Origin of the sequence: Actinomyces sp. HMT 175 (assembly GCF_016694895.1) — a bacterium.
GTDB lineage: Bacteria > Actinomycetota > Actinomycetes > Actinomycetales > Actinomycetaceae > Actinomyces > Actinomyces oris.
Genome location: NZ_CP068012.1, coordinates 637,527 through 658,701, shown reverse-complemented (window position 1 = coordinate 658,701; position 21,175 = coordinate 637,527). Strand labels below are relative to the sequence as shown.

Below are 21,175 nucleotides of genomic sequence, written 5' to 3'. Positions count from 1 at the left end.
TTCCTCTTGTGGACGCCTGACGACAACGCAAGGACAGCGTATGAAGACTCCTGTAAGAGCTGCGACGGCAGCGATGGCCGCGTTCGCCCTGTGCGCCTGCGGCCACAGCGGCGCCTCAGACTCCAGCACCGCCTCGGCTGCAGCATCCGCATCTCAGCCATCGACGTCGAATGACTCCAGTGCGGCGGCGTCGGACGGCATGATGACCCTTCTGCCCACTGGAAACCTCGTCATCCAGGTACCCGGGGACGCCATCACAGAGGCCACCACGACCTATGACGACGGCATGCAACAGACCTACTACGACAGTAGAGGAGGCGCACCCCTCACTGTTGCCGTCGAGTACTACGCCGCCGGGGCCAAGCCCGCGGCAAGCATCCTGACCGCAGAGCAGCAGGCTCTGACCGCTCAGTCCATCCAGCCGAAGGTCACCCCCGTTGACGTCCCCGGCGGATCCGGCGCGAACCGTCTGGACTGGCAGACCACGGCGATCCCGCCATGGCTGCAGGACCGTAAGACCTCCGAGGTTCCCATCACCTGCGCTGGGATCATCGTCGACGGCCCAGGTGGAGAGAGCTACGGCGTCTATGTCTTCGCGGACCCCAAGAACAAGGAGAGTCTGAACCGCATGTCGTCCGTCCTCACGTCAGTGGCGGTGAGCGCCTCATGAAGCGCCGCCTCCTCATGGCCGCCGGCGGTATCGCCTCCCTGACCGCAGTCGCCTCATGCAGCAAGTCTCCAGAGAAAACCCCTGTGTCAGGAATGACCTCGGTTGAGGACGTGAAGCAGCCTCAAGCCCCGTCCAAGAGTCCACAGGATGCTCCCCAGGCCTGGATGAGCATGAACTTCTCCGGCATCTCTGTCAGTCTGCTGTCCTCCCTCAAGGGCCCCACTCGGCGCAGCGGGTGGCCCCCGTATGCCGTCTCCTACGACCTGCAGACCAACGACACCAGCTTCGAGCAGCGGGTCCTGCTCTCCGGCATCGACGCGAGCACCACTGCCGACGGCGTCAGGCAGACCGTCGATCTCACGAGCTCCTACCTCTTTGAGAACTACTCGGAGATCGGTCGGGTCTCCTGGGAGGCCAGCGGGGACAAACCAGCCACGGAGAGAATCGCCTTCTCCTGGGGACCTGCAACATCCTGGCTGGGGTGGACCTGGCTGCTTGCGTCACAGGTGGGGACCGGCGTCGTCACTCTTCTGAGCACCACCCTGGATGACGGGCTTCGCAACGGCATCGAGAACTCTCTGACCCTGACGAGGCAGCAACAATGACCATCCAACGACGACGTGCCCTCCTGGTAGCCTCAACGGCCACAGCCGCAACACTTCTTAGCGGTTGCTCCTTCGCCAAGCACCCAGGCCCAAAAGGTGACTGGGACCGCCTTGAGGACGGCGACCTGCTTCTCGCGGTTCCCAAGGGCTGGGATCGGTCAGTGGCGCAGTCCAGCATCTGGGGCACCAAGTGGACCGACCCGTCAGACAAGTCCGCCGTCCTCATGACAGCCCAGTCCATCGAGGCAACGGACGGCTATGACGCCCTCGACCTCGCCATGAACGCCGCCCGGGCCGTCACTCGCGGCTACCAGCCCGTTGGCTCTCGGACCGCTGTCACTAACGGCTCCATCATCCTGGCACAGCAGCAGTACCAGACCACCTGGCCCTACCAGAAGAAGGGCTCCCTCTGGGCCATCAGCCGAGATTCAAAGATCTGTCTGGTGGACTTCTCCGGAGAGAAGATCACCAGCGATCAGATCTCGACTCTGGGCCAGTGGATCGAGCTGCGCTGAGGCGGGGCGTCCACCCCCTCACCCCCAGCGCACATCAACGTGGCGGTTGGCGGCCTTGCCCGCCTCATTGACGCTGCCGTCCGTGTTGGTCTCGGAGGCCACAGGCTCGCTCTCCCCCTTGCCAGAGGACTGGACGTTCAGGGAGGGGACCTTGGAGGTCAGGTAGTCGGCGACGGCCTTGGCCCGCTGCTCGGAGAGCGTCTGGTTGTGAGCGTCGTCGGCGACGGAGTCCGTGTGCCCCACCACGGTGACCGTGGCGGGCGGCTTACCATTCCAGCGCTTGACGATCTCGTCGAGCACCTGCTTGGCGCGGTCGGTCAGGGCGGAGGAGTCGACGTCGAAGGTGACGTCTCCGGACAGTGAGGCCACCGTGGTCTGGCCGTCCGAGGAGTAGGTGACCGCGCTGTCCGAGCTGCTCGAACGCGACACCGGCGTGACGACGCGGTCCACGGTCTGAGCCACCCGGGGGTTGCCCGGCCCGGCACTCTCCGGTTGCTTGGTGATCGTCGTCGGGTCGGCTGTGGCGCTGTTACTCGCAGCCGCCAATGGGTGGCCCGCTTGCGGTGGTGCGGGTAGGGCAGCAGCCGAGGCGGACACTGACCACGATGTTGCCCATACGACGACGACCGCGGCGGCAAGCGCCCCTGACCGAGGCCGAGACGTGGCGCCCCTTGCCCATCCCCCATTCATCTGCCGTCTCATCGGGTCACCGCCACGTTGCTGAAGGTCCCTCCATTCGGGATGGTGATGGTGACGTTCTTCGCCTCGGCCGGTACACCGGTGAAGGTCGCCTGAAGCGCGATCGTCTGACCGGGTTTGATGTACTCCGTGAGGTCGCTGGAGCACAGGCAGCCGCCCTGGGAGTCGTAGGAGACGCGGTAGATGCTTGAGGAGGACGGTTCAATGAGCGTCAGGCCGTCAGCGTTGTTCGTACTCCCTCCCGGGCTCGCCTTTCCACTGGGCTGAGGCACCGAGTCGTCTCCGTCGGAGAATGAGTCGTAGATCCACATGTCATTCTTTTTGTCATTATTCGTCACGGAGAACATGACGGTGATCGTGGTTCCTGCACCGGACACGGAGTTCAGAGAGACAGTCCCGGGTTTACTGTCAACGGTCGTGGGATGAGACTCAATGGCCGCGCCATGACCGCCACCCCCGGCCTGCGCCGATTTCGATGCGGACGCGGAAGCCGACGCACCCTCCCCGTTCGCCCCCGAGCCTCCCGGCAGCTGGCAGGACGCCAGGGTTGCCGCCACACCAATGGCGCTCATGGCAGCCAGGATTCGCTTCGAAGCAGTCATCATGATGGAACCTCCGTTGCTCTCGATCAGGCCACGTCGACCTGAGGAATACCGAGACTCTATGCAGCACCCATCATTCGAGAAATGGGGATACTCCCACGGGGAAAAACTGTGCAGTACCCGGTGCTCTACGGGGAGCCCAGGGGACCCACATGCTCCCCATGCAGCAATGGGGAGTACCTGGGGAGCGATGGGGAGTACCCGGGTAGCTCCTCTTGCTGGAATGATTACGTTATGATTACTCTCGATCGTTAAGAAATTTCAGCGGCCCTATGAAGGAGTTCTTGTGTTGCCTGTATTGTCTGGTTCGTCTTGTGTTTCTTCGGCACCGTCTCGTCGGTCTTTTGTGGCTCTCTCGGCCCTGGCGGGACTCGGGTTGCCGGTGCTGGCGGGCTGTGACCTGCCGGGGACATCGAAGGACAAGGCAGGGGCGGCCTCACCGTCGGGCTCCACAGCCTCAGCTAAGGGATCGGCCTCGGCCGGCGCGACTAAGGCGGGTAGCACCGAGTGGCAGAAGCTCGACGGTCACGTCATGGGCCACAAGGTGAGCGTGGAGGTCTCCCCCGTCGTCCGCCAGGACGACAAGACCTCGTACATCGCCGTGAAGCTCACCCGCGCATCCGACGACGCCTCCATCGACGCCGTCAACGCCCACGCCTCCACCTCCAGCGACGACAAGCTCAACATCTCCAACTACCTGGGAGTGCCGTCAATCTACCGTCCCGGTACCGGGGCCTCGCTGGTCAAGCTCCTGGACACCGCCTCGGGGCGCGTGTGGAGCGCCATCGACGGCAGCGGACTGTTCCTCGAGCTGGCCCCCGGCGAGGACATGACCTCCTACCTGTCCTTCGGCAAGGTCGACACCGACACCGTCACCGTCATGGTCCCCATGGCCGGCTTCACCACCGTCTCAGTCCTGGACGCCAAAGACGCCAAGAAAGCCAAGATCGACCTGTCCATCGCCCAGGCCGCGCTCAAGCAGTCCTCCCACGACGTCCCCGAGCTCGCCGACCCCGTCGCGATCGAGCGCTATACCCGGGCCCTGGACGACTCCACCAGCACCCACGCCGGAGGCAAGGACATCACCGTCACCCTCGCCAGCGATGTCACCTTCGCTTCCGACTCAGCCGACCTGGCCTCGGGCGCCGAGGCCCAGCTGAAGACCGTGGCCGGCCAGCTCGGCCAGCACCCCGACGGCGGCACGCTCACCATCGTGGGGCACACCGACGACGTCCAGGACGACGCCTACAACCAGACCCTGTCCGAGAAACGCGCCAACGCCGTCAAGACCCGCCTCGAGCAACTCACCAAGCTCGACAAGTGGAAGACATCCGTCTCCGGCAAGGGCGAGTCCGAGCCCAAGATCAAGGACACCACCGACCAGGCCCGAGCCGCCAACCGACGCGTCGAGATCACCCTGACCCCCACCGGCGGCACCACCCCCAAGAACACCACCACCCCCACCCCCAACAGCAGCAGCGGCAGTGGCAACGGTGGCGGTAAGCTGCCCGACCCTCAGGGCCCCGTCGCCAAGGGCCCCGAGGGCGTCACCCTCACCACCAAGAGCGGCAGCACCCAAGGGGATGTCACCATCACCCTGGACCACGTCACCCGCTCCGGCGGCTACCTCCTGGGCACCGTCACCTGCACCGTCAAGGACGGCTCCACCGGCGCACAACTCCACCCCCTGCTCGACGACCCCGAAACCGCCCTGACCAACCAACGCTCCGAGAGCGGCGCCCTGTCAACCTTCTACGCCAGCGACGGCCTGACCCTCCTCAGCAACGGCGAACGTATCTTCCCCGCCGACTACAACGACGCCGACGTCGACCACCACCTCCCCCTGACCGAGCTCAACCTCAGCGACCACCTCAAGACCGGCACCACCACCATCTGCATCGTCTGGCCCGACCCCGGCGGCGACACCATCACCCTCGACCATGCCAAAGGCAAGTACTCCATCCCAGGCAACTCCTACCGCCTCACCGACATCCCCATCAAGAACAACTGAAAGGACCCGCAGCCATGCGTCGTCGCGTAGTTCTCTCCGGAGCGATCCTGACCGGTGTGGGCGTGCCGCTGCTGGCCGGCTGCAAGGCCCCCTGGCAGTCGAAGCGTCAGACCGGCTCGACCTCGGCCTCGGCGGGTGGGGCAGCGGGGACTTCTGCGGCGCCGCAGGGCTGGCAGCAGCTCGACGGCCACATCGCCGGTCATCACATCATCGTGAACGTCTCCCCAATTATTCGCAAGAATGAAACCACCTCGATTCTGGCCTTGGAGCTAGTTCGAGCATCCGATGACAAAAACCGCACAGAAAACAAGCCAACGTCTTCTACGCCGGAAAACAAGATCACCATTGTTGACTACTGGAGAAGCCGAGCAAACCTTCAACCAGGGAACGTCGCCTCGGCTGTCAGAATCATGGACTTGCAGACCGGACACGTATGGAACTCCATCGATGGAAGTAATACCGACCCCGGGATCGCACCGGGAGAAAAGGTCACCTACTACGTTGTCTTCGGCAAGGTCGACTCCGAGCAAGTGACCGTCTTCGTTCCTATGGCCGGGTTCGTGACTGTCTCGGTCCTCGGGGCAGGATCCGCCCAACAGGCAAACATCGACCTATCTGCGGCTCAAACCGAACTGGATACGCACCCTAATACTACGCTCGCCACCCCGGCACCCATTGAGCGATACACGCGCTCTCTGGACGACTCCACCAGCACCCACACGGGCCGCAAGGACGTCACCGTCACCCTGGCCAGCGATGTCACCTTCGCCTCCGACTCAGCTGATTTGGCGTCGGGTGCCGAGGCGCAGCTCCAGAGTGTAGCCAGCCAGCTGGGGCAGTACCCCGACGGCGGGACACTCACCATCGTGGGCCACACCGACGACGTCCAGGACGACGCCTACAACCAGACCCTGTCCGAGAAGCGCGCCAACGCCGTCAAAACCAGGCTTGAGCAGATCACCAGCCTGGACAAGTGGAAGACATCCGCCACCGGCAAAGGCGAGTCCGAGCCCAAGATCAACGACAACAGCGACGAGGCCCGCGCCGCTAACCGACGCGTCGAGATCACCCTCACCCCCACCAGCGGTACTACCAAGAAGGGCGCATCCTCCACCCCCAACAGACGCAATCCCGGCACCCTGCCAGCCTCTGAAGGACCCACCGCCAAAGGCTCCGACGGCGTCACTGTGACGGCTAAGAGTGCTGGCAGCAACGGCGAGGTCACCATTGTCCTCGACCATGTCACTCGCCAAGGTGGTTACCTTCTGGGCACCTTGACCTGCACCGTCAAGCCCAGTTCTCACAGCGCAAATCTCACCGTGCTACTCACCGACCTGGAGAGCAGATCCGGAAACCAGCGAGATGAGGACACTGGAAGTACCGCAACCTTCATGGCCACCGACGGGCTGACTCTCATCTCAGGCACCGAACGAGTCTTCCCCGCCGACTATGAGCAGGCCGACATCAAAGCTCATATACCGCTGACCGAGCTTTATGTCGGCGACGAACTCCTAGGTGGAACTGTCACCGCCGTTGGCGTCGTCTGGCCCGACCCCGGCGGCGACACAGTCACGCTCGACCATCCCCAATCAGAGGGCAGCTACTCGACCACTGCCTTCCGTCTCACTGACATCCCCGTCAAGAACAGCTGACAATGCAAAGGAGGCGAGGTTGTCCACGAACTGGAGACCGCACCTCAGCGGAGCGCACACAACAGAGAGGACGCTATGCGACGTCGTGACTTTATGGACAACCGGAACTTGCGATCGTTGGATTGACGGGCCTTGGAATCACAGAAGAACTTTTGAAGACGTTTGCGGCCGGAATCGAGATTAACCATGATTGACACTCACAGCACACCACAGAAACGAAGCCCATATCCCGCTTTATTGCTGACCTGGACACTGAGTGCCGGATACTTCCTCTTGTCATGCCTAGGCCTTTCAACCCTACACGATTCCATCATAAAATCCATAGGAGTGAGTGGTGCCGGCATTTTGGCACTTATGATACCTTCGAGCACCTCACTCTTCAGCACCTTCCTCATCCCACGTTGGTGGGCCAAGAGATTCGTGACGTGCTGCGCATTTTCTTTCCCCATCCCGTCACTTCTGTGCATCGGATCGACTTTCCTAATCCCCTACGGCATCCCCAACCGCGAACTATATGTTTCCGAAGTCATAGCGCTCGGATTCCTGACCTCATTGTTCGGAACTATTATAGGGTGGACCATTCGACGTCGAAAATGACACCAGGCTAACTCAATCGAATTCCACTGCGCTGCGAACTCCGCTAAGTAGCCGGTTCCGACGCGGAGACCTGTCCGGGCCTCCTTCACGGCGGAGAGGTCGTCCCCATCCTTGCGAGAGGGAGAGGCAAGGACGGGGACGACCGGCTTTTCCACTTCCCTCCCCCATTCGGTGCGCCACCGACGCCTTCACCGTAGTCAGCGCGGCACCCCGCGGACCATGGGCAGATGCCCCCGTGGAGGGCTCGTGCAGTCCCCGGGCAGCACGAAACCCGTACAGGCGAAGAACGGCGTCGGCCGTCTCCCGCATGAGGAGGCGGCCGACGCCGTCGTGAAGAAAGAGAGCCTCAGGCCTTGGTGACATCCATCGGGATGCCGGGGCCCATGGTGGTGGTCATGGTGGCCTTGAGGATGTAGCGGCCCTTTGAGGTCGAGGGCTTGAGGCGCAGGACCTCCTCCAGGGCGGCCTGGAAGTTCTCCGTCAGCTGCTCCTCGGTGAAGGAGGCCTTACCGATGATGAAGTGGAGGTTGGAGGCGCGGTCCACGCGGAACTCGATACGGCCGCCCTTGATGTCGGAGACGGCCTTGGCCACGTCCATCGTCACGGTGCCGGTGCGGGGGTTGGGCATGAGGCCACGGGGGCCCAGGACGCGGCCCAGGCGGCCGACCTTGCCCATGAGGTCCGGGGTGGCCACGGCGGCGTCGAAGTCCGTGTAGCCCTTGGCGACCTTCTCGATGAGCTCGTCGCCACCGACCTCGTCCGCGCCGGCGGCGAGGGCCTGCTCGGCGCGCTCACCCTGGGCGAAGACGACGACGCGGGCGGTCTTACCGGTACCGTGCGGCAGGGACACGGTGCCGCGGACCATCTGGTCCGCCTTGCGGGGGTCGACCCCCAGGCGGAAGACGACGTCCACGGTGGCGTCGAACTTGGTGATCGAGGTGGACTTGGCCAGGTGAACGGCCTCGGCCGGGGTGTAGAGGACTCCGGACTGGATCTTCTCAGCCGCGGCGCGGTAGGCCTTGGAGCGCTTGGTCATCTGCTTCTCCTTGCAGTCGTGGTGTTCGGGCCGCGCGAGGCCCTTCCACGGTTTCGTATGGGGATTGAGTTGAGAGAGCCGGTGAGCCGGCGAGTGTCTCAGGCCTCGACGGTGATGCCCATGGAGCGGGCGGTGCCGGCGATGATCTTGGCGGCGGCCTCGATGTCGTTGGCGTTGAGGTCGGGCATCTTGGACTCGGCGATCTCACGCACCTGAGCCTGGGTCAGGGAGGCCACCTTCACGGTGTGGGGGGTGGCGGAGCCCTTGGGGACACCCGCGGCCTTCTTGATGAGCTCGGCAGCTGGCGGGGTCTTGGTGATGAAGGTGAAGGAGCGGTCCTCGTAGACGGTGATCTCCACGGGGATGACGTTGCCGCGCTGCGACTCGGTCGCCGCGTTGTACGCCTTGCAGAACTCCATGATGTTGACGCCGTGGGCACCCAGGGCGGGGCCGATCGGCGGAGCGGGGTTGGCCTGGCCGGCCTGGATCTGGAGCTTAATCAGCCCGGCGACCTTCTTCTTGGGGGCCATAGGAATGGGTCCTTCTTACTTGTCCGGATGTGCTGCACGCCTGCCGTGCAGCCGTGGGTGCATGCGCACACACAAGCGCTCATCGTAGCCCGCTGCTGGGCCGCGCAGGGAGCCCGGTGCGCGGTATCACAGGAGATCCGCCTGTGATTCACGGCTCCCGTGCCGTGGCCGCTCTGGGCGACCCAGGCGGTTGTGGCCCGACGACGCCTGCTTGCGTCGTCGGGCCACAACGGCTGACGGGGCCTGCCCTCAGGTCCGCCTCAGATCTTGGCGACCTGGTTGAAGGAGAGCTCGGCCGGGGTGTCGCGGCCGAACAGGGAGATGAGCACCTGGAGCTTCTGAGTCTCGGGGAGGATCTCAGCGATCGTGGCCGGGAGGGACTCGAAGGGGCCGTCGGTGACGATGACGGACTCGCCGACCTCGAAGGCGACCTCGAAGACCTGTCCGCCGGTGGCGATCTGGGTGCCGGAGCCGGACTCGGGGGCCGTGGCCTCCACGGCGGCGGCCTCCTTGGCGGCGATCTCCTCGGGCGTGGGGCCGAGCTGGGCGACGGCCTCCTCGAAGGTCAGCGGCACCGGGTTGTAGCGGTCCCCCACGAAGCCGGTCACGGCCGGGGTGTCCTTGATAGTGCGCCACACCTTGTCCGAGGTCTCCGGGTCATCCAGGTCCATGCGCACGAACACGTAGCCGGGGATGCGCACCCGGGAGACTTCCTTCTTCTTGTTGCCGTTCTTGATCTCGATGACCGTCTCCATGGGGACGGTGGCGTCGAAGATGTAGTCCTCGACCTCGAAGTTCTCGGCGCGGGCCATGATGTCGGCGGCCACGCGGCGCTCGTAGCCGGAGTAGGTGTGCAGCACATACCACTGGCCCGGCAGGGCCGACATCTGGCGGCGGAACTCGGCCAGCGGGTCGACGACGGGCGCCTCCTCGGCCGGCTCGGCGGCCTCGTCGGTCGCATCGGCCTGGGCGGCCTCAACCGGCTCGACGGCGTCACCGGCGTCGTCGGTCGCGAGCGAGGTCAGGGCCTCGACGTCGTCGGGAGTGGTCTGCGAGGAGACATCCTCAGACATGGTGTACCTGCTTTCCAGTGGCGTGAGACGAGCGGATGCGACGGGCCGCGCGAACAGCAGCGGCGTCGGGAGTAGACGTGGTCAGGGGCGCAACCGCGCATCCCCAATGAGGGTACGGCCGCAGAGGCCGGGAGGTCAGGCGAAGAGCCACATGACGGCCCGGTTGAAGGCGAAGTCCAGTACCCCGGTGAAGGCCATGATGGCGATGATGAAGACGACCACTACCGTGAAGTAGGTCCACAGCTCGTTCATGGTGGGCCAGACGACCTTGCGCAGCTCGTCAATGACCTGGCGGATGAACAGGGCGATGCGCCCGAAGAAGCCGCGCTTGGTGGCCGACTTGCCTGTCGCAGCGCGTGCGCTCTCGCTCATGAATATGGGTCCTCAGGGTCGACGGTCAGGTCAGTTCCCGCACAGCGGGGAGAAGACGAAACCGACGGGATCTCCCGACAGATCCGCCGTTCTCAGCAGGGCAGGCGGGACTCGAACCCACAACCGCCGGTTTTGGAGACCGGTGCGCTACCAATTGCGCCACTGCCCTTCAGCGGTGCTCTAGTCTGCCATACGAGGAAGCCTTTGCGGTAACCGCAGGCCGTGGGGTGCGCCACGCCGGGGCCGGCCGGGGTGCAGTGCCTTGCCGCGTCACCAGAGGAACCCTGGAGGCGCCCCGGAGGTTCTCCGGCGTTGTCATCAGCGGATCAGACGTGTTTCAGACGCACGGATGTCGCTGGTCGTGGGACCATGGTCGGGTGACACCTGCACCCACGCACCGCGTTTCCGCCCGACTGTCCGCCATCGCCCCCTCCGCCACCCTGGCCGTCGACGCCAAGGCCAAGGCCCTCAAGGCCGCCGGCCGCCCCGTCATCGGCTTCGGCGCCGGAGAGCCCGACTTCCCCACCCCCGACTACATCGTTGAGGCCGCCGTCGCCGCCGCGAAGGACCCGGCCAACCACAAGTACTCCCCCGCCAAGGGACTGCCGGTCCTGCGCGAGGCCATCGCCGCCAAGACGCTGCGCGACTCCGGCTACGAGGTCTCCCCCGACGACATCCTGGTCACCAACGGCGGCAAGCAGGCCGTCTTCCAGGCCTTCGCCGCACTCGTCGACCCCGGCGACGAGGTCCTGCTGCCCGCGCCCTACTGGACCACCTACCCCGAGGCCGTCGCCCTCGCCGGAGGAACCACGGTCGAGGTCTTCGCCGGGGCCGACCAGGACTACAAGGTCAGCGTCGACCAGCTCGAGGCCGCCCGCACCGAGCGCACCAAGGTGCTGCTGCTGTGTTCGCCGTCCAACCCGACCGGCTCGGTCTACACGCCCGAGGAGCTCACCGCCATCGGCCAGTGGGCCCTGGAGCACGGGATCTGGGTCATCACCGATGAGATCTACGAGCACCTCCTCTACGACGGCGCCCAGAGCGCGCACGTCGTCAAGCTGGTTCCCGAGCTGGCTGAGCAGACGATCGTCCTCAATGGCGTGGCCAAGACCTACGCCATGACCGGATGGCGCGTGGGCTGGATGATCGCCCCCAGCGACGTCATCAAGGCGGCCACGAACTTCCAGTCGCACCTGACCTCCAACGTCGCCAACGTCTCGCAGCGCGCGGCGCTGGCAGCCGTCAGCGGCGACCTGGCTGCCGTCGAGCAGATGCGCACCGCCTTCGACCGGCGCCGGCGCACGATGGTGGAGTTGCTCTCGCAGATCGAGGGGCTGACCGTGCCCGTGCCCCGCGGCGCCTTCTACGCCTACCCCAGCATCGAGGGGCTCGTGGGGCGCACGCTGCGCGGCACCACGATCGACAGCTCGGCCACGCTGGCCGCGCTCATCCTCGAGCACGCCGAGGTCGCCATCGTTCCCGGTGAGGCCTTCGGCCCCTCGGGCTTCGTGCGGCTGTCCTACGCGCTGGGCGACGACGACCTGGTCGAGGGAGTGGGCCGGGTCCAGAAGCTGCTGGCCGAGGTCGAGTAGCGCCTGAGGCTCCACCCCTCCGCCTCCTCGCCGAGCCGGGCAGGTTTCGCGCAAGCCGACAGAACGTCTGTCGGGCGCCGCAAAACCTGCCCGGCTCGGCGTTTGATACCAATGTGGTTGCGGCCCGGCCTTCCGTCTCCTTGAGGGATCTATCATCCGATTCGTGCCCGCCCACACTCCCGACGATGAACGTCGCGCCGCCGACCCCAGCACCGAGCCCGAGGTGCTGGAGTACCTCGCCAAGGCATTTCCCGACCTACGACCGGTCGTCGCCGCCAATCCCGCCATCCCCGCGGTGCTGCGCGAGCAGGTTCTCCAGATGGGCGCGAACGATCTCCCCAACGTCTCACCCGCATCCCCCACCAGCACCACGGACGCATCAGACACGAACCGTCCGAGGACCGCGGAAACCGCGTGCCTGCCCACGGCATCAACCGCGGACTACAGCAGCGTCTCGACATACTCCGCGATCCCCGTCGAGACAGCTCCTCAGACGATGGTGCTGGGAGCCTCGTCGGCAGCGCCAGCGACGGCTTCAGCTCCAGGGACCGCAGCGCCACCCATGTCCGGCACCGCCTCAGCAGCCTCGGCGGCGCCGGCACCGCCTCTCAACCGTCCTGCACCTCGTTCCAGCTCTCATGCTGGGCTCATGACCGCACTGGTTGTCGTTCTGATCCTCGTCGTCGCAGCGGCCGGAGTCTTCGGCGGCATGCTGCTGGCGAACCGTGGACGACAGTCCGATACGACATCCGCCTCGGCCGCCACTGCGGCCCCCTCCTCAAGCGCGGGTACTGCGGCAGAGCAGGCCGCACCCCCCACCGGTGGGCCGATACTCCCCAGCGGCCCCGCCCTCCCCACGTCCACAACGACGTACTCCTACCAGTACGTGGACACCCCGTCGAAGAACATCTCCTGCATCCTCTCCAACGAGGGAGTCGGTTGCTCGATCCTGGAGAGGAACTACGCCTCCTCCGGGATGCAGGACTGCCCCGACCGGGAGTTCTCCATCATGGCGCTCGCCGGTCGCACCGAGGTCCGCTGCGGAGAGGAGTACCTGGGACAGCCCGGGGACACCTTCCACACGCTCGAGTACGGGGAGACCACGATGTTCTCCGACTACGCCTGCACCTCGCAGTCCAAGGGGATGACCTGCTGGAACACGATCACCGGACGAGGATTCACCATCTCCAGGAAGTCACTCATCCGCTTCTGACGACCTCGAGCCGAGCATCCGGCGGGACTGTCAGTGGGCGCCGCGGCGGGCCTGGATCTCTCGGCCCTGCGCCAGCCAGGTCTCGGCGCGAGCCAGGCGGCCCTCGGCGTCGGGGCGCCACGGACCGCCGTCCTCGCGGCGGGCGCCGGCCACCAGGGACAGGACCACGCCGGCGCAGCGCGCACGTAGGGAGACCGGATCCACCTGCCGCTCGGCCATGCGGGTCCAGGTCTCCAGGATGGGACGCAGCTTCGGGTAGGAGGCGGGCGCCAGGTGGTCCAGCACGCTGACGTGCCCCAGCAGGCAGGCCAGGTCGTCAACCCGGTAGCCGGGCCCCAGGGAGTCCACGTCAAGCAGGCTGGTGACCGACTCGCCCTCCATGAGGACATTGGCCTCGTAGAAGTCGCCGTGGACCGGGACCGGCCGACCGGCGTCGGAGGCGGCCATGAGCTGCTCGACCCCCTCGGCGACGGCCCGAGCGCGGGCGGCGTGCTCGGGCAGGACCGTGGCGGCGGCGTGCGCGTAGTGGCGGGCCCGCTCCGACCAGGCGGCGTGCGCCGGCAGCTGCATGGCGCTGGCCGGCAAGGCGTCCAGCAATGAGATGAGGCCGTTGAAGACGCGTTCGCTGCGCGAGACGCTCATGCCTTGGGACAGCAGGCCGGACAGGGCCACTCCTCGACCGGTGGACAGCAGGACGAGCCCATCGGGGTCCTCCCGCAGGACCTCGGGAGCGGGCACGCCTGAGGCCGTCAGCAGGCGGTGGCGCTGGGCGAAGGACGGGGCCTGGCTCGGGCGCAGGACCTTGGCGTAGGCGGTGGTCTCATCCGGGAAGGTGGCGCGCACGACCGCTCGACGGGTGGGACGGTAGGCGACCATCGTGGCCTTGACCTGCGTGCCGATCCGGGCCGAGAGCAGCGAGGGCGTACAGGCCACCACCAGGCCGGGAAGCTCGGGGTCGGCCGGGTGGCGCCACACATGGACCGCGGGGCCGTCCCCGCCGGTGGGGGCTACCCGGGTCAGTCCCGGTGCGTGCGCGTTGGACAGGCGAGCCGTCGTAGCACACAGGTACTCGGTTGTAGAACGCCCGTTGGGCGCGACGACAACGGCCGTGTACCCCACGGACACCCCCGCTCCGGGGCGATGGTGGACTGAGTGGACCTCCCAGCTGGCCAGACGCTGGCCGGCCGGGGCGAGGGCGGCGGAGAGCACGGACGCGGCACGCGGCCCCGTCAGCAGGGCCACCTCCTCGGGCTCCTGGGACGCCGACGAGTGGTTCATAGCAGTTAGTCTGCCCCACCCACCTGATGGTTCGCCTCCAAAACGGCCCCGAGTGTTCGACAACAGCGGAAGCCCACCCGTTCCCGCACGGTGCGCCAGGTGATCCAGGTGGAGGACGTGCAAGGGCACAGATCTGTCACTAGATCTGTCACTCCTGGCGACTTTCAGGCCGGCTCGGGGAGGGAGCGCCGGGACCTTGCCCTCTATCTGCGCAGGTCAGCGCCGTTCCCACCTGTCGCAGACTGTCGGTACCGGGCAGAAAAGTCGCCAATCGTGACAACGAAGGCACTGACAACACCGAGGGACGCCCGACGTTATCCACAACGCCGACCCACGCCTTTTACCTTGAAGTACTGTTTGACATGATTTAAATATGTTTGATGATGTCCGCCGCAGCGATGTGCGCGCCCGGCTGCTGGCCAGGAACGGCGCAGCCCGGCTCTCCTCACTGAGCCTCACCCGGTCAGAGCGCAGGACGGTGGCGCGCATGCTGTCTGAGAAGGCGTTGACCTCCCACCCCGGTCACGTCGTGTCCCTGCCGTCGGCCAAGACCTTCGTCGTCACCTGCCGCCGGCTGGGAGGCGTGGTGAGCTGTGGACACGCGATGGAGCACTACGGCATTCCGCTGAGGACATTACCCGGTGTTCTCCATGTCGCCATCCCGGCACAGCGAAGCCGCGTTCCCGATGCGATCGGCCGCACAGTGGTCCACCGCGTCAGGAGACTGGCCTTGCCCGAGGACACTCAGCCACCAGTTGCGCAGGTCGAGCAGGCTCTCATCTGCTTCATGCGCTGCGCCGATGAGCTCGATGCCCTCATCGCTCTGGATGCGGCCCTGCGCCTGGGATACACGACCCGCGCTCAACTGGAATCCGCGTTGCCGGGCCCGCGCAACGCATCGCTGCGCTCCCTGCTCTCCCAGGCCTGCCCAGGGGCGCGCTCCCTGCTGGAGACGATCGCCCGCCACGACCTGGAGCAGGCCGGCTACCGCCCCGTCGCGGCGGTCATGGTGGACGGGGTCGGCGAGGTGGACCTGGTTCTCAGCCGGATGCCTCAGGCGATCGTTCCCGGGCCTGCGGAGGGCACCCATGTCCTCACCGCAGCGGCCTACCCGGCCCTGCTCATCGAGACAGACGGCTACACCTACCACTCCTCCCGCCCGGACTGGCACAGCGACCACCTACGCGATCAGGCTGCTCTCGCTCGCGGTCATACCCCGTTGCGTCTGACCAGCGACCAGGTACTGGATCGGGAGACGGTGCGGATCGTCTCCTCGGTGGCGCGCCGGCTCGGAATCCACCCGGATGTCACTCCTGGCGACTTTTAGGTCGAGTCGAGGCGGGGTGGCCGGGCACCTCTCCCCTATCTGCGCTGGTCCGCTCCATCCTCTCCCCTCGCAGGCTGTCAGTGGCTCCGGGAAAAGTCGCCAATCGTGACACTTCGGTGCCTCCTACCTCGCGTGGGAGGGCTGCCGGCGGAGTGCGAACGCGTGGAAGAATCCACCCATGCGAGACCTCGCCACTCTTCCCAAGGCGCACCTGCACCTGCACTTCACGGGGTCGATGCGCCTGGAGACCCTCATTGAGCTGGCCTCCAGCGCGCGCACGCGCCTGCCCTCGAACTTCCTGGACGGCGACCCCCTGCGCGTGCCCGCTGACCGGCGCGGCTGGTTCCGCTTCCAGCGCGCCTATGACACGGCCCGGGCCCTGGTGCGCACCGAGGAGGTCATGCGCCGCATCGTCCTGGAGGCCGCCCTGGATGATGCCGCCGAGGGCTCGCGCCGCCTGGAGATCCAGGTCGACCCGACCAGCTACGCCCCCTTCGTCGGCGGGATCACCCCCGCCCTGGAGATCATCCTCGATGCCGCCAAGCAGGCCACGACCCTGAGCGGGGTGGAGGTGGCGGTCATCGTGGCGGCCTCCCGGATGCGTCACCCGCTGGACGCCCGCACGCTCGCGCGCCTGGCAGTGCGCTACGCCGGGGACCAGCCGGGCGAGGTGATCGGCTTCGGCCTGTCCAACGATGAGCGCGCCGGGCAGACGTCCTCCTGGGAGCGGGCCTTCGCCATCGCCCGCCGGGGCGGCCTGGCCTCCATGCCGCACGGAGGCGAGCTCTTAGGGCCCGACCACCTGCGCGAGGTCGTCTCCGCGCTTAGCCCCACACGCCTGGGCCACGGGGTTCGCGCCGGTGAGGACCCCGCCCTGCTGGACGCGATCGTCGCTTCCGGCATTAGCCTCGAGGTCTGCCCCGCCTCCAACGTGAGCCTGGGGGTCTATCACAGCCCCGACGACGTCCCTCTGCGTACGCTCATGAGCCACGGGGCGCAGATCGCCCTGAGCGCCGACGACCCCTTGCTCTTCCAGTCCCGGCTCGTCGACCAGTACGAGATCGCCCGGGCCCTGGGCTGCGGCGACGCCGAGCTGGCCGAGCTGGCCCGGGGGTCGATCCGCGCCTGCCTGGCCTCCCCGACCGCGAAGCGGGCCTGGCTGGCCGAGGTGGACGCCTGGTTGGCGGCACCCGACCAGGCTCCGGGAGCGGAGAGCCTCGACGGCCCGGAGGCCGGCGACCTCGAGCCTCACCCGGTCGCGCGCTAGGCCCTGTTGCGTATGTCCGGGCGGAGGCCGGTTCTCGCCAGTGGCCGACATCGCGGTCGTACCTTAGGGCTCGCATTCGAGGGGTAGAGGGTACGAACGCGCGCCCTAAGGTACGAACACGCGGACGCTTCACCCCACTTTCGCAACAGGCCCTAGGGGGCCAGGACCGGCTGCGAGCATTTGCCGGATGCGGGGTGCCGCTACGCGCTGACGTGGTCCGGCGCGCAGGCTGTGCCGGCAGCGACCGCCGCCCAGGGCCAGGGGCGTCCATGACTGACCGCGTCTTCGCGCGGCGAGCCCCGGGGCCACCGTTGCTGTGGACAGGCGGCCTAGAAGCCGACCTGGACGGGCTCGGGCACAAGGGTGATGCCGTAGCGCTCACGCACGCCGGACACCACCGCGTCACGCAGGCGCGCCAGGTCCGCCCCTGTCGCACCGCCCCGGTTGGTCAGTGCCAGCACGTGCTTGGTGGACAGCCCGGCCGGTGCGCCGGCCTCCACGGCGAAGCCCTTGCTGAAGCCGGCGTGGTCGATGAGCCAGGCGGCGCTGGTCTTAACCAGCCCCTCGATGACGGGGGCGGCCTTGGTTCCGAGCACCACCTGCGAGTGGTCGGTGACCGGGAAGCGCGGCGCGTCCTCCGGCAGCTGCTCGGCCTGCTCCGTGGTCAGGATCGGGTTGGTGAAGAAGGACCCGGCCGACCAGGTGTCGTGGTCGGTGCCGTCCAGCACCATCCCCTTGGAGCGGCGCAGCTCGAGAACCGCCTCACGCAGCTCGCGCTCGGGCACGCGCTCACCCAGCTCGACGCCGAGCGCCCCGGCCAGCTGGGAGTAGGCGAGCCGCGAGGACAGGGAGCCCTGCCGCACGGCGAAGGTGGCGTCGAGAACCACCCAGCGCCCGGTCGGCCCCCACAGGCGCCCGCCGCCCACCTCGGTGTCGGTGAGGGACTGCTTGAGGCGCGAGTCCCGGTAGGCCAGCCCCAGCTCGCCCAGGGCCAGCCAGACCACCCGGTTGCGCAGGCGGTCCCAGGCACGCACGCTGGCGATGAGCTCGGCGACCTCGGCGCCGTAGGCCCCGATGTTCTGCACGGGGGCGGCGCCCACCGTGCCAGGGATCCCGGACAGGGGCGCGAACCCGGCCCACTGGCTGGCGATGGCCTCGCGCACCAGGTCGTCCCAGGTGGTGCCGGCGGTGGCGGTGACCTCGACGCCGCCGCACACCGAGTCCGAGACGAGCGAGACCTCGGCGCGGGTGTCCCGGATGACGAGACCGTCGAAGCCGGCGTCGGAGGCCAAGATGTTGGAGCCGCCGCCGATGACGAGGACGGGCGTTCCGGCGGCGTCGGCCTCGCGGATCGCCTCGGTCAGCTCGCTCTGCGTGGTGGCCTCGACGTAGCTACCCACCGGGCCGCCCACACGAAGCGTGGTCAGCTCGGCCAGGCTGGTCGGCCGGGCGTCGGAGCCGGGCGTGTGCGCCAGGGCCTGGACGGGTGCGGGCCAGGCGGACGGGTCGACGTCGACGCTCAGCGGGACGGTGCAGTCGCCTGCCACCAGCTGCGGCTCGATCGACGGCGCAGCCGGCACCGTCGAGGCCTCAGCGGGGGCAGCGGGGGCGCGGTCATCTGGGGTGGTGGTCAACGGAGGTCTCCGCTCTTCCTGATCGGTTCCTCGTGAGACAAGCAGGGCCCCGCTCACACCAGTAGTGTGCACGGAGCCCCGAGACGCGGGCGGGCCGCTCGTCTCACTTCTTGTTGCGACGCTGGTGACGCGTCTTGCGAAGCAGCTTGCGGTGCTTCTTCTTGGCCATGCGCTTGCGGCGCTTCTTGATGACGGATCCCATGAGATCTCCTCGCAGTTCGCTTGTAGTGCCCGCAGACCCTCCCTGCGGGCCGAGGCAGGCCGGCGAGGGTTATGCCATGGGGCGGTTGGTCGGCGCGTGAGGCTCAGCGGCCGACCACGCAGGTGACCGCCTGAGTGTAGCGGCTCCTAGGACCCTGATGCCTCTGACGCGTCGTGGCCCCAGTCACCCAGCCCGGCGGACAGGTAGTCGTGAACGGCACGCTCGGGGACGCGGAAGGAGCGTCCGACCTGCATCGCGGGCAGGTCACCGGAGTGCACCATCCGGTAGACGGTCATCTTGGACACGCGCAGCATCGCCGCCACCTCAGCCACGGTGAGGAACGAGGGGGCGCCGGAGGCGCTGGGGGATGTGGGAAGGCCCGGTGCCATGAGCTTGAGGTCCGTTCGTCGCGGGTGGCCCCGTCGGGGCAGGAACACAGCCAATATATCTCCGCACCAGCCTTCGCACAGGGTTTCTCGGGCCCCATTCGCCACAGGCGTCGCATTTCACACTCGGTCACCAATTGTCGCTGCGGCATCCTCACAGATCCGCCCCCGATCCGGCCGTCACGACGGCGAGCACCGGAGCCCGCTCACCGGCCCCACTCGAACACACCCGACCCACGACGCCGGGAAACGTGACGAAGCCCCACCAGCGGGACCACAATGGCGACCGTGCCCCAGACAGACACCGCCCAGGAGCCGGAGCCCGGCCGCGGATCCCGCGGCGAGACCCCGCCCGGGAAGCGCGGCGCCTCCCAGGCCGGCCGGCGCCGTCAGGCCCACTGGCACGCCCCACTCGTGGGCGTCGTCGGCCATGCGTGGAAGCGCCACAAGAAGCCCCCGAATTCCAGAGAGGGAGCCGGCCCCCTCGAGGAGCCGCTGCCCCGCCCCCCGCTGCCGGGTACGGAGCCCACCGGGATTCGCCGCCTGCTCAGGCACATCGAGCCCCTCGGCCAGATCGCGAGGGCCGCCCGCTTCTACCCGGCCCGGCTGGCCGTCATCGTCTTCGCGGCCATCATCGTGGTGGTGACCGGCCTCCTCAGCCTCCCCATCGCCACGACCAGTGGGGAGCACGCCGACTTCCTCGACGCCTTGTTCACCGCTACCTCGGCCGTGTGCGTCACCGGCCTGAGCACGGTGGACACGGCTGCCTACTGGTCCACCTTCGGACACGTCGTCATCATCCTGGCCGCGGCCGTGGGCGGTCTGGGAGTCATGACCCTGGCCTCCCTGCTGTCCCTGGCGGTGTCCCGGCACGTGGGACTGACTCAGCGGATGCTGGCGGCCTCGGAGAACCAGTCGCGCCTGGGCGAGGTGGGGCGGCTGCTGCGCGCCGTCATCTACACGGCCGCCGGCTGCGAGCTCCTCCTGACGCTCATGCTGCTGCCACCCTTCCTCAGTCACGGTCTCGATGTGGGCCACGCACTGTGGTACGCGGTCTTCATGGCGCTGTCGATCTTCAACAACGCCGGCTTCGTCATCATGCCCGAGGGCCTGGAGGCCTACTCCACCGACTGGTGGATCGGCCTGCCGATCATCCTGGGGACCTTCATGGGCGCCGTCGGCTTCCCCGTCATCTTGGACATCATGGGCCGACGCCGCCGCCCCCGCACGTGGAGCCTGCACACCAAGCTGACCCTGACGACCTACCTGGCCCTCACGGTCGCCTCGACCATCGCCATCGCCACCTTCGAGTGGAACAACCCCCTCACCTACGGCTCTCTGCCCACGAGCGGGAAGATCATGACCGCGCTCGTCAACGGCGTCAACGCCCGCTCCTCGGGGCTGTCCACGATCCCGCCCGAGCACATGCACGAGGCGACCTGGTTCCTCCAGGACGCCCTCATGTTCGTCGGGGGCGGCTCGGCCTCGACGGCCGGCGGCATCAAGGTGACGACCTTCGCGGTCCTGCTGCTGGCGATCCTCGCCGAGGCCCGCGGCGACCAGGACATCGAGGCCTTCGGACGGCGCATCACCCCCTCAACCGTGCGCCTGAGCGTGGCGGTGGCCTTCATCGGCTCCAGCATCATCGGCCTGGCCACGCTCCTGCTGCTGCAGATGACCAACCTGTCCCTGGACCGGATTCTCTTCGAGGTCATCAGCGCCTTCGCGACCGTGGGCCTGTCCACGGGCATCACGCCCTCCCTGCCGGACGGGGCCAAGTACGTCATCGTGGCGCTCATGTTCGTGGGCCGCGTGGGCACGATGACGGCGGCCAGCGCCCTGGCGCTGCGCGAGCGGCGCCGCGTCATCCGGATGCCCGAGGCCAGCCCGATGATCGGCTAGCGCCCACCGCCC

Annotated in this window: 20 protein-coding genes and 1 tRNA gene; 10 read left to right on the top strand and 11 right to left on the bottom strand. The window is 67.2% G+C overall.

From position 1 onward, the window contains the following. Window positions 1-40 precede the first annotated feature (40 nt). From JJJ14_RS02735 to JJJ14_RS02725, 3 genes are all read left to right on the top strand, one after another. A complete protein-coding gene (locus JJJ14_RS02735) occupies window positions 41-670 on the top strand; it encodes a hypothetical protein (protein ID WP_233431727.1) in 630 nt (209 codons plus the stop codon). Continuing rightward, window positions 667-1,275 (top strand): hypothetical protein, encoded by a 609-nt coding sequence (locus JJJ14_RS02730; RefSeq protein ID WP_101559507.1) that lies wholly within the window; start codon window positions 667-669, stop codon window positions 1,273-1,275. Before JJJ14_RS02735 ends, JJJ14_RS02730 begins: the two co-directional genes overlap by 4 nt. 161 nt (window positions 1,276-1,436) lie before the next feature. Beyond that, window positions 1,437-1,790, top strand: coding sequence for a hypothetical protein (locus tag JJJ14_RS02725; RefSeq protein WP_236592893.1), 354 nt, complete (start codon window positions 1,437-1,439; stop codon window positions 1,788-1,790). A gap of 18 nt (window positions 1,791-1,808) precedes the next feature. Here the strand turns inward: JJJ14_RS02725 and JJJ14_RS02720 are convergent, their stop codons facing one another. Together JJJ14_RS02720 and JJJ14_RS02715 are read right to left on the bottom strand one after the other, a co-directional pair. Further along, a complete protein-coding gene (locus tag JJJ14_RS02720) occupies window positions 1,809-2,336 on the bottom strand; it encodes an OmpA family protein (protein ID WP_411674828.1) in 528 nt (175 codons plus the stop codon). A 152-nt stretch (window positions 2,337-2,488) separates the two neighbouring features. Continuing rightward, the gene (locus JJJ14_RS02715) at window positions 2,489-2,800 is read right to left on the bottom strand and encodes a hypothetical protein (RefSeq protein WP_233431728.1); all 312 of its coding nucleotides are present in this window, start codon (window positions 2,798-2,800) and stop codon (window positions 2,489-2,491) included. 637 nt (window positions 2,801-3,437) lie between these two features. On the opposite strand from JJJ14_RS02715, the gene JJJ14_RS02710 reads away from it, so the two are divergent. Both JJJ14_RS02710 and JJJ14_RS02705 read left to right on the top strand, forming a co-directional pair. After that, window positions 3,438-5,102, top strand: a complete 1,665-nt coding sequence (locus JJJ14_RS02710; protein ID WP_236592892.1) for an OmpA family protein — start codon at window positions 3,438-3,440, stop codon at window positions 5,100-5,102. Between the two features lie 14 nt (window positions 5,103-5,116). Continuing rightward, window positions 5,117-6,754, top strand: coding sequence for an OmpA family protein (locus tag JJJ14_RS02705; RefSeq protein WP_201444630.1), 1,638 nt, complete (start codon window positions 5,117-5,119; stop codon window positions 6,752-6,754). Between the two features lie 943 nt (window positions 6,755-7,697). Here JJJ14_RS02705 and rplA read toward each other — a convergent pair. From rplA to JJJ14_RS02680, 5 genes are all read right to left on the bottom strand, one after another. Beyond that, a complete protein-coding gene (gene rplA / locus JJJ14_RS02700) occupies window positions 7,698-8,387 on the bottom strand; it encodes a 50S ribosomal protein L1 (RefSeq protein WP_009405977.1) in 690 nt (229 codons plus the stop codon). Between the two features lie 98 nt (window positions 8,388-8,485). Continuing rightward, the gene (gene rplK / locus JJJ14_RS02695) at window positions 8,486-8,917 is read right to left on the bottom strand and encodes a 50S ribosomal protein L11 (protein ID WP_003789267.1); all 432 of its coding nucleotides are present in this window, start codon (window positions 8,915-8,917) and stop codon (window positions 8,486-8,488) included. A gap of 260 nt (window positions 8,918-9,177) precedes the next feature. Continuing rightward, window positions 9,178-9,990, bottom strand: coding sequence for a transcription termination/antitermination protein NusG (nusG, locus tag JJJ14_RS02690; protein ID WP_201444629.1), 813 nt, complete (start codon window positions 9,988-9,990; stop codon window positions 9,178-9,180). A 135-nt stretch (window positions 9,991-10,125) separates the two neighbouring features. Further along, window positions 10,126-10,362: a preprotein translocase subunit SecE gene (gene secE / locus JJJ14_RS02685; protein WP_003789264.1), complete on the bottom strand. Its 237-nt coding sequence runs from the start codon at window positions 10,360-10,362 to the stop codon at window positions 10,126-10,128. A 96-nt stretch (window positions 10,363-10,458) separates the two neighbouring features. Continuing rightward, window positions 10,459-10,531: transfer RNA gene (locus JJJ14_RS02680), tRNA-Trp, on the bottom strand. Window positions 10,532-10,739: 208 nt separating this feature from the next. Here JJJ14_RS02680 and JJJ14_RS02675 point away from each other — a divergent pair. After that, window positions 10,740-11,954 (top strand): pyridoxal phosphate-dependent aminotransferase, encoded by a 1,215-nt coding sequence (locus JJJ14_RS02675; RefSeq protein WP_201444628.1) that lies wholly within the window; start codon window positions 10,740-10,742, stop codon window positions 11,952-11,954. 163 nt (window positions 11,955-12,117) lie between these two features. After that, entirely contained in the window at window positions 12,118-13,167 is a 1,050-nt protein-coding gene (locus JJJ14_RS02670) for a variant leucine-rich repeat-containing protein (RefSeq protein ID WP_236592891.1), read from the top strand. Window positions 13,168-13,197: 30 nt separating this feature from the next. Here JJJ14_RS02670 and JJJ14_RS02665 read toward each other — a convergent pair whose 3' ends face one another. Continuing rightward, window positions 13,198-14,445 carry a phosphotransferase gene (locus JJJ14_RS02665; RefSeq protein WP_070512831.1) on the bottom strand — a complete coding sequence of 416 codons (1,248 nt, stop codon included), beginning with the start codon at window positions 14,443-14,445 and terminating at the stop codon, window positions 13,198-13,200. A 373-nt stretch (window positions 14,446-14,818) separates the two neighbouring features. On the opposite strand from JJJ14_RS02665, the gene JJJ14_RS02660 reads away from it, so the two are divergent. Both JJJ14_RS02660 and JJJ14_RS02655 read left to right on the top strand, forming a co-directional pair. After that, complete coding sequence (locus tag JJJ14_RS02660; protein WP_201444627.1) at window positions 14,819-15,772, top strand: hypothetical protein; 954 nt, start codon at window positions 14,819-14,821, stop codon at window positions 15,770-15,772. A gap of 178 nt (window positions 15,773-15,950) precedes the next feature. Then, on the top strand, window positions 15,951-17,039 hold the full coding sequence (locus JJJ14_RS02655; protein WP_201444626.1) for an adenosine deaminase: 1,089 nt from the start codon (window positions 15,951-15,953) through the stop codon (window positions 17,037-17,039). Between the two features lie 329 nt (window positions 17,040-17,368). Here the strand turns inward: JJJ14_RS02655 and JJJ14_RS02650 are convergent, their stop codons facing one another. The 3 genes from JJJ14_RS02650 to JJJ14_RS02640 form a co-directional block, all read right to left on the bottom strand. After that, window positions 17,369-18,673, bottom strand: a complete 1,305-nt coding sequence (locus JJJ14_RS02650; protein WP_201444625.1) for a UDP-N-acetylmuramate dehydrogenase — start codon at window positions 18,671-18,673, stop codon at window positions 17,369-17,371. A gap of 103 nt (window positions 18,674-18,776) precedes the next feature. Then, on the bottom strand, window positions 18,777-18,875 hold the full coding sequence (locus tag JJJ14_RS02645; protein WP_003792170.1) for a 30S ribosomal protein bS22: 99 nt from the start codon (window positions 18,873-18,875) through the stop codon (window positions 18,777-18,779). A 146-nt stretch (window positions 18,876-19,021) separates the two neighbouring features. Beyond that, on the bottom strand, window positions 19,022-19,264 hold the full coding sequence (locus JJJ14_RS02640) for a helix-turn-helix domain-containing protein (RefSeq protein WP_003789249.1): 243 nt from the start codon (window positions 19,262-19,264) through the stop codon (window positions 19,022-19,024). Between the two features lie 276 nt (window positions 19,265-19,540). Here JJJ14_RS02640 and JJJ14_RS02635 point away from each other — a divergent pair, with 276 nt between their 5' ends. Next, complete coding sequence (locus JJJ14_RS02635; protein WP_101559516.1) at window positions 19,541-21,163, top strand: TrkH family potassium uptake protein; 1,623 nt, start codon at window positions 19,541-19,543, stop codon at window positions 21,161-21,163. The last annotated feature ends 12 nt before the right edge of the window (window positions 21,164-21,175 follow it).

Coding starts and splice junctions, on each gene's coding strand:
- JJJ14_RS02735 (WP_233431727.1), top strand. CDS start 41: ATGAAGACTCCTGTAAGAGCTGCGACGGCAGCGATGGCCGCGTTCGCC.
- JJJ14_RS02730 (WP_101559507.1), top strand. CDS start 667: ATGAAGCGCCGCCTCCTCATGGCCGCCGGCGGTATCGCCTCCCTGACC.
- JJJ14_RS02715 (WP_233431728.1), bottom strand. CDS start 2,800: ATGTGGATCTACGACTCATTCTCCGACGGAGACGACTCGGTGCCTCAG.
- JJJ14_RS02705 (WP_201444630.1), top strand. CDS start 5,117: ATGCGTCGTCGCGTAGTTCTCTCCGGAGCGATCCTGACCGGTGTGGGC.
- rplA (WP_009405977.1), bottom strand. CDS start 8,387: ATGACCAAGCGCTCCAAGGCCTACCGCGCCGCGGCTGAGAAGATCCAG.
- rplK (WP_003789267.1), bottom strand. CDS start 8,917: ATGGCCCCCAAGAAGAAGGTCGCCGGGCTGATTAAGCTCCAGATCCAG.
- nusG (WP_201444629.1), bottom strand. CDS start 9,990: ATGTCTGAGGATGTCTCCTCGCAGACCACTCCCGACGACGTCGAGGCC.
- secE (WP_003789264.1), bottom strand. CDS start 10,362: ATGAGCGAGAGCGCACGCGCTGCGACAGGCAAGTCGGCCACCAAGCGC.
- JJJ14_RS02665 (WP_070512831.1), bottom strand. CDS start 14,445: ATGAACCACTCGTCGGCGTCCCAGGAGCCCGAGGAGGTGGCCCTGCTG.
- JJJ14_RS02660 (WP_201444627.1), top strand. CDS start 14,819: ATGTTTGATGATGTCCGCCGCAGCGATGTGCGCGCCCGGCTGCTGGCC.
- JJJ14_RS02655 (WP_201444626.1), top strand. CDS start 15,951: ATGCGAGACCTCGCCACTCTTCCCAAGGCGCACCTGCACCTGCACTTC.
- JJJ14_RS02645 (WP_003792170.1), bottom strand. CDS start 18,875: ATGGGATCCGTCATCAAGAAGCGCCGCAAGCGCATGGCCAAGAAGAAG.
- JJJ14_RS02640 (WP_003789249.1), bottom strand. CDS start 19,264: ATGGCACCGGGCCTTCCCACATCCCCCAGCGCCTCCGGCGCCCCCTCG.
- JJJ14_RS02635 (WP_101559516.1), top strand. CDS start 19,541: ATGGCGACCGTGCCCCAGACAGACACCGCCCAGGAGCCGGAGCCCGGC.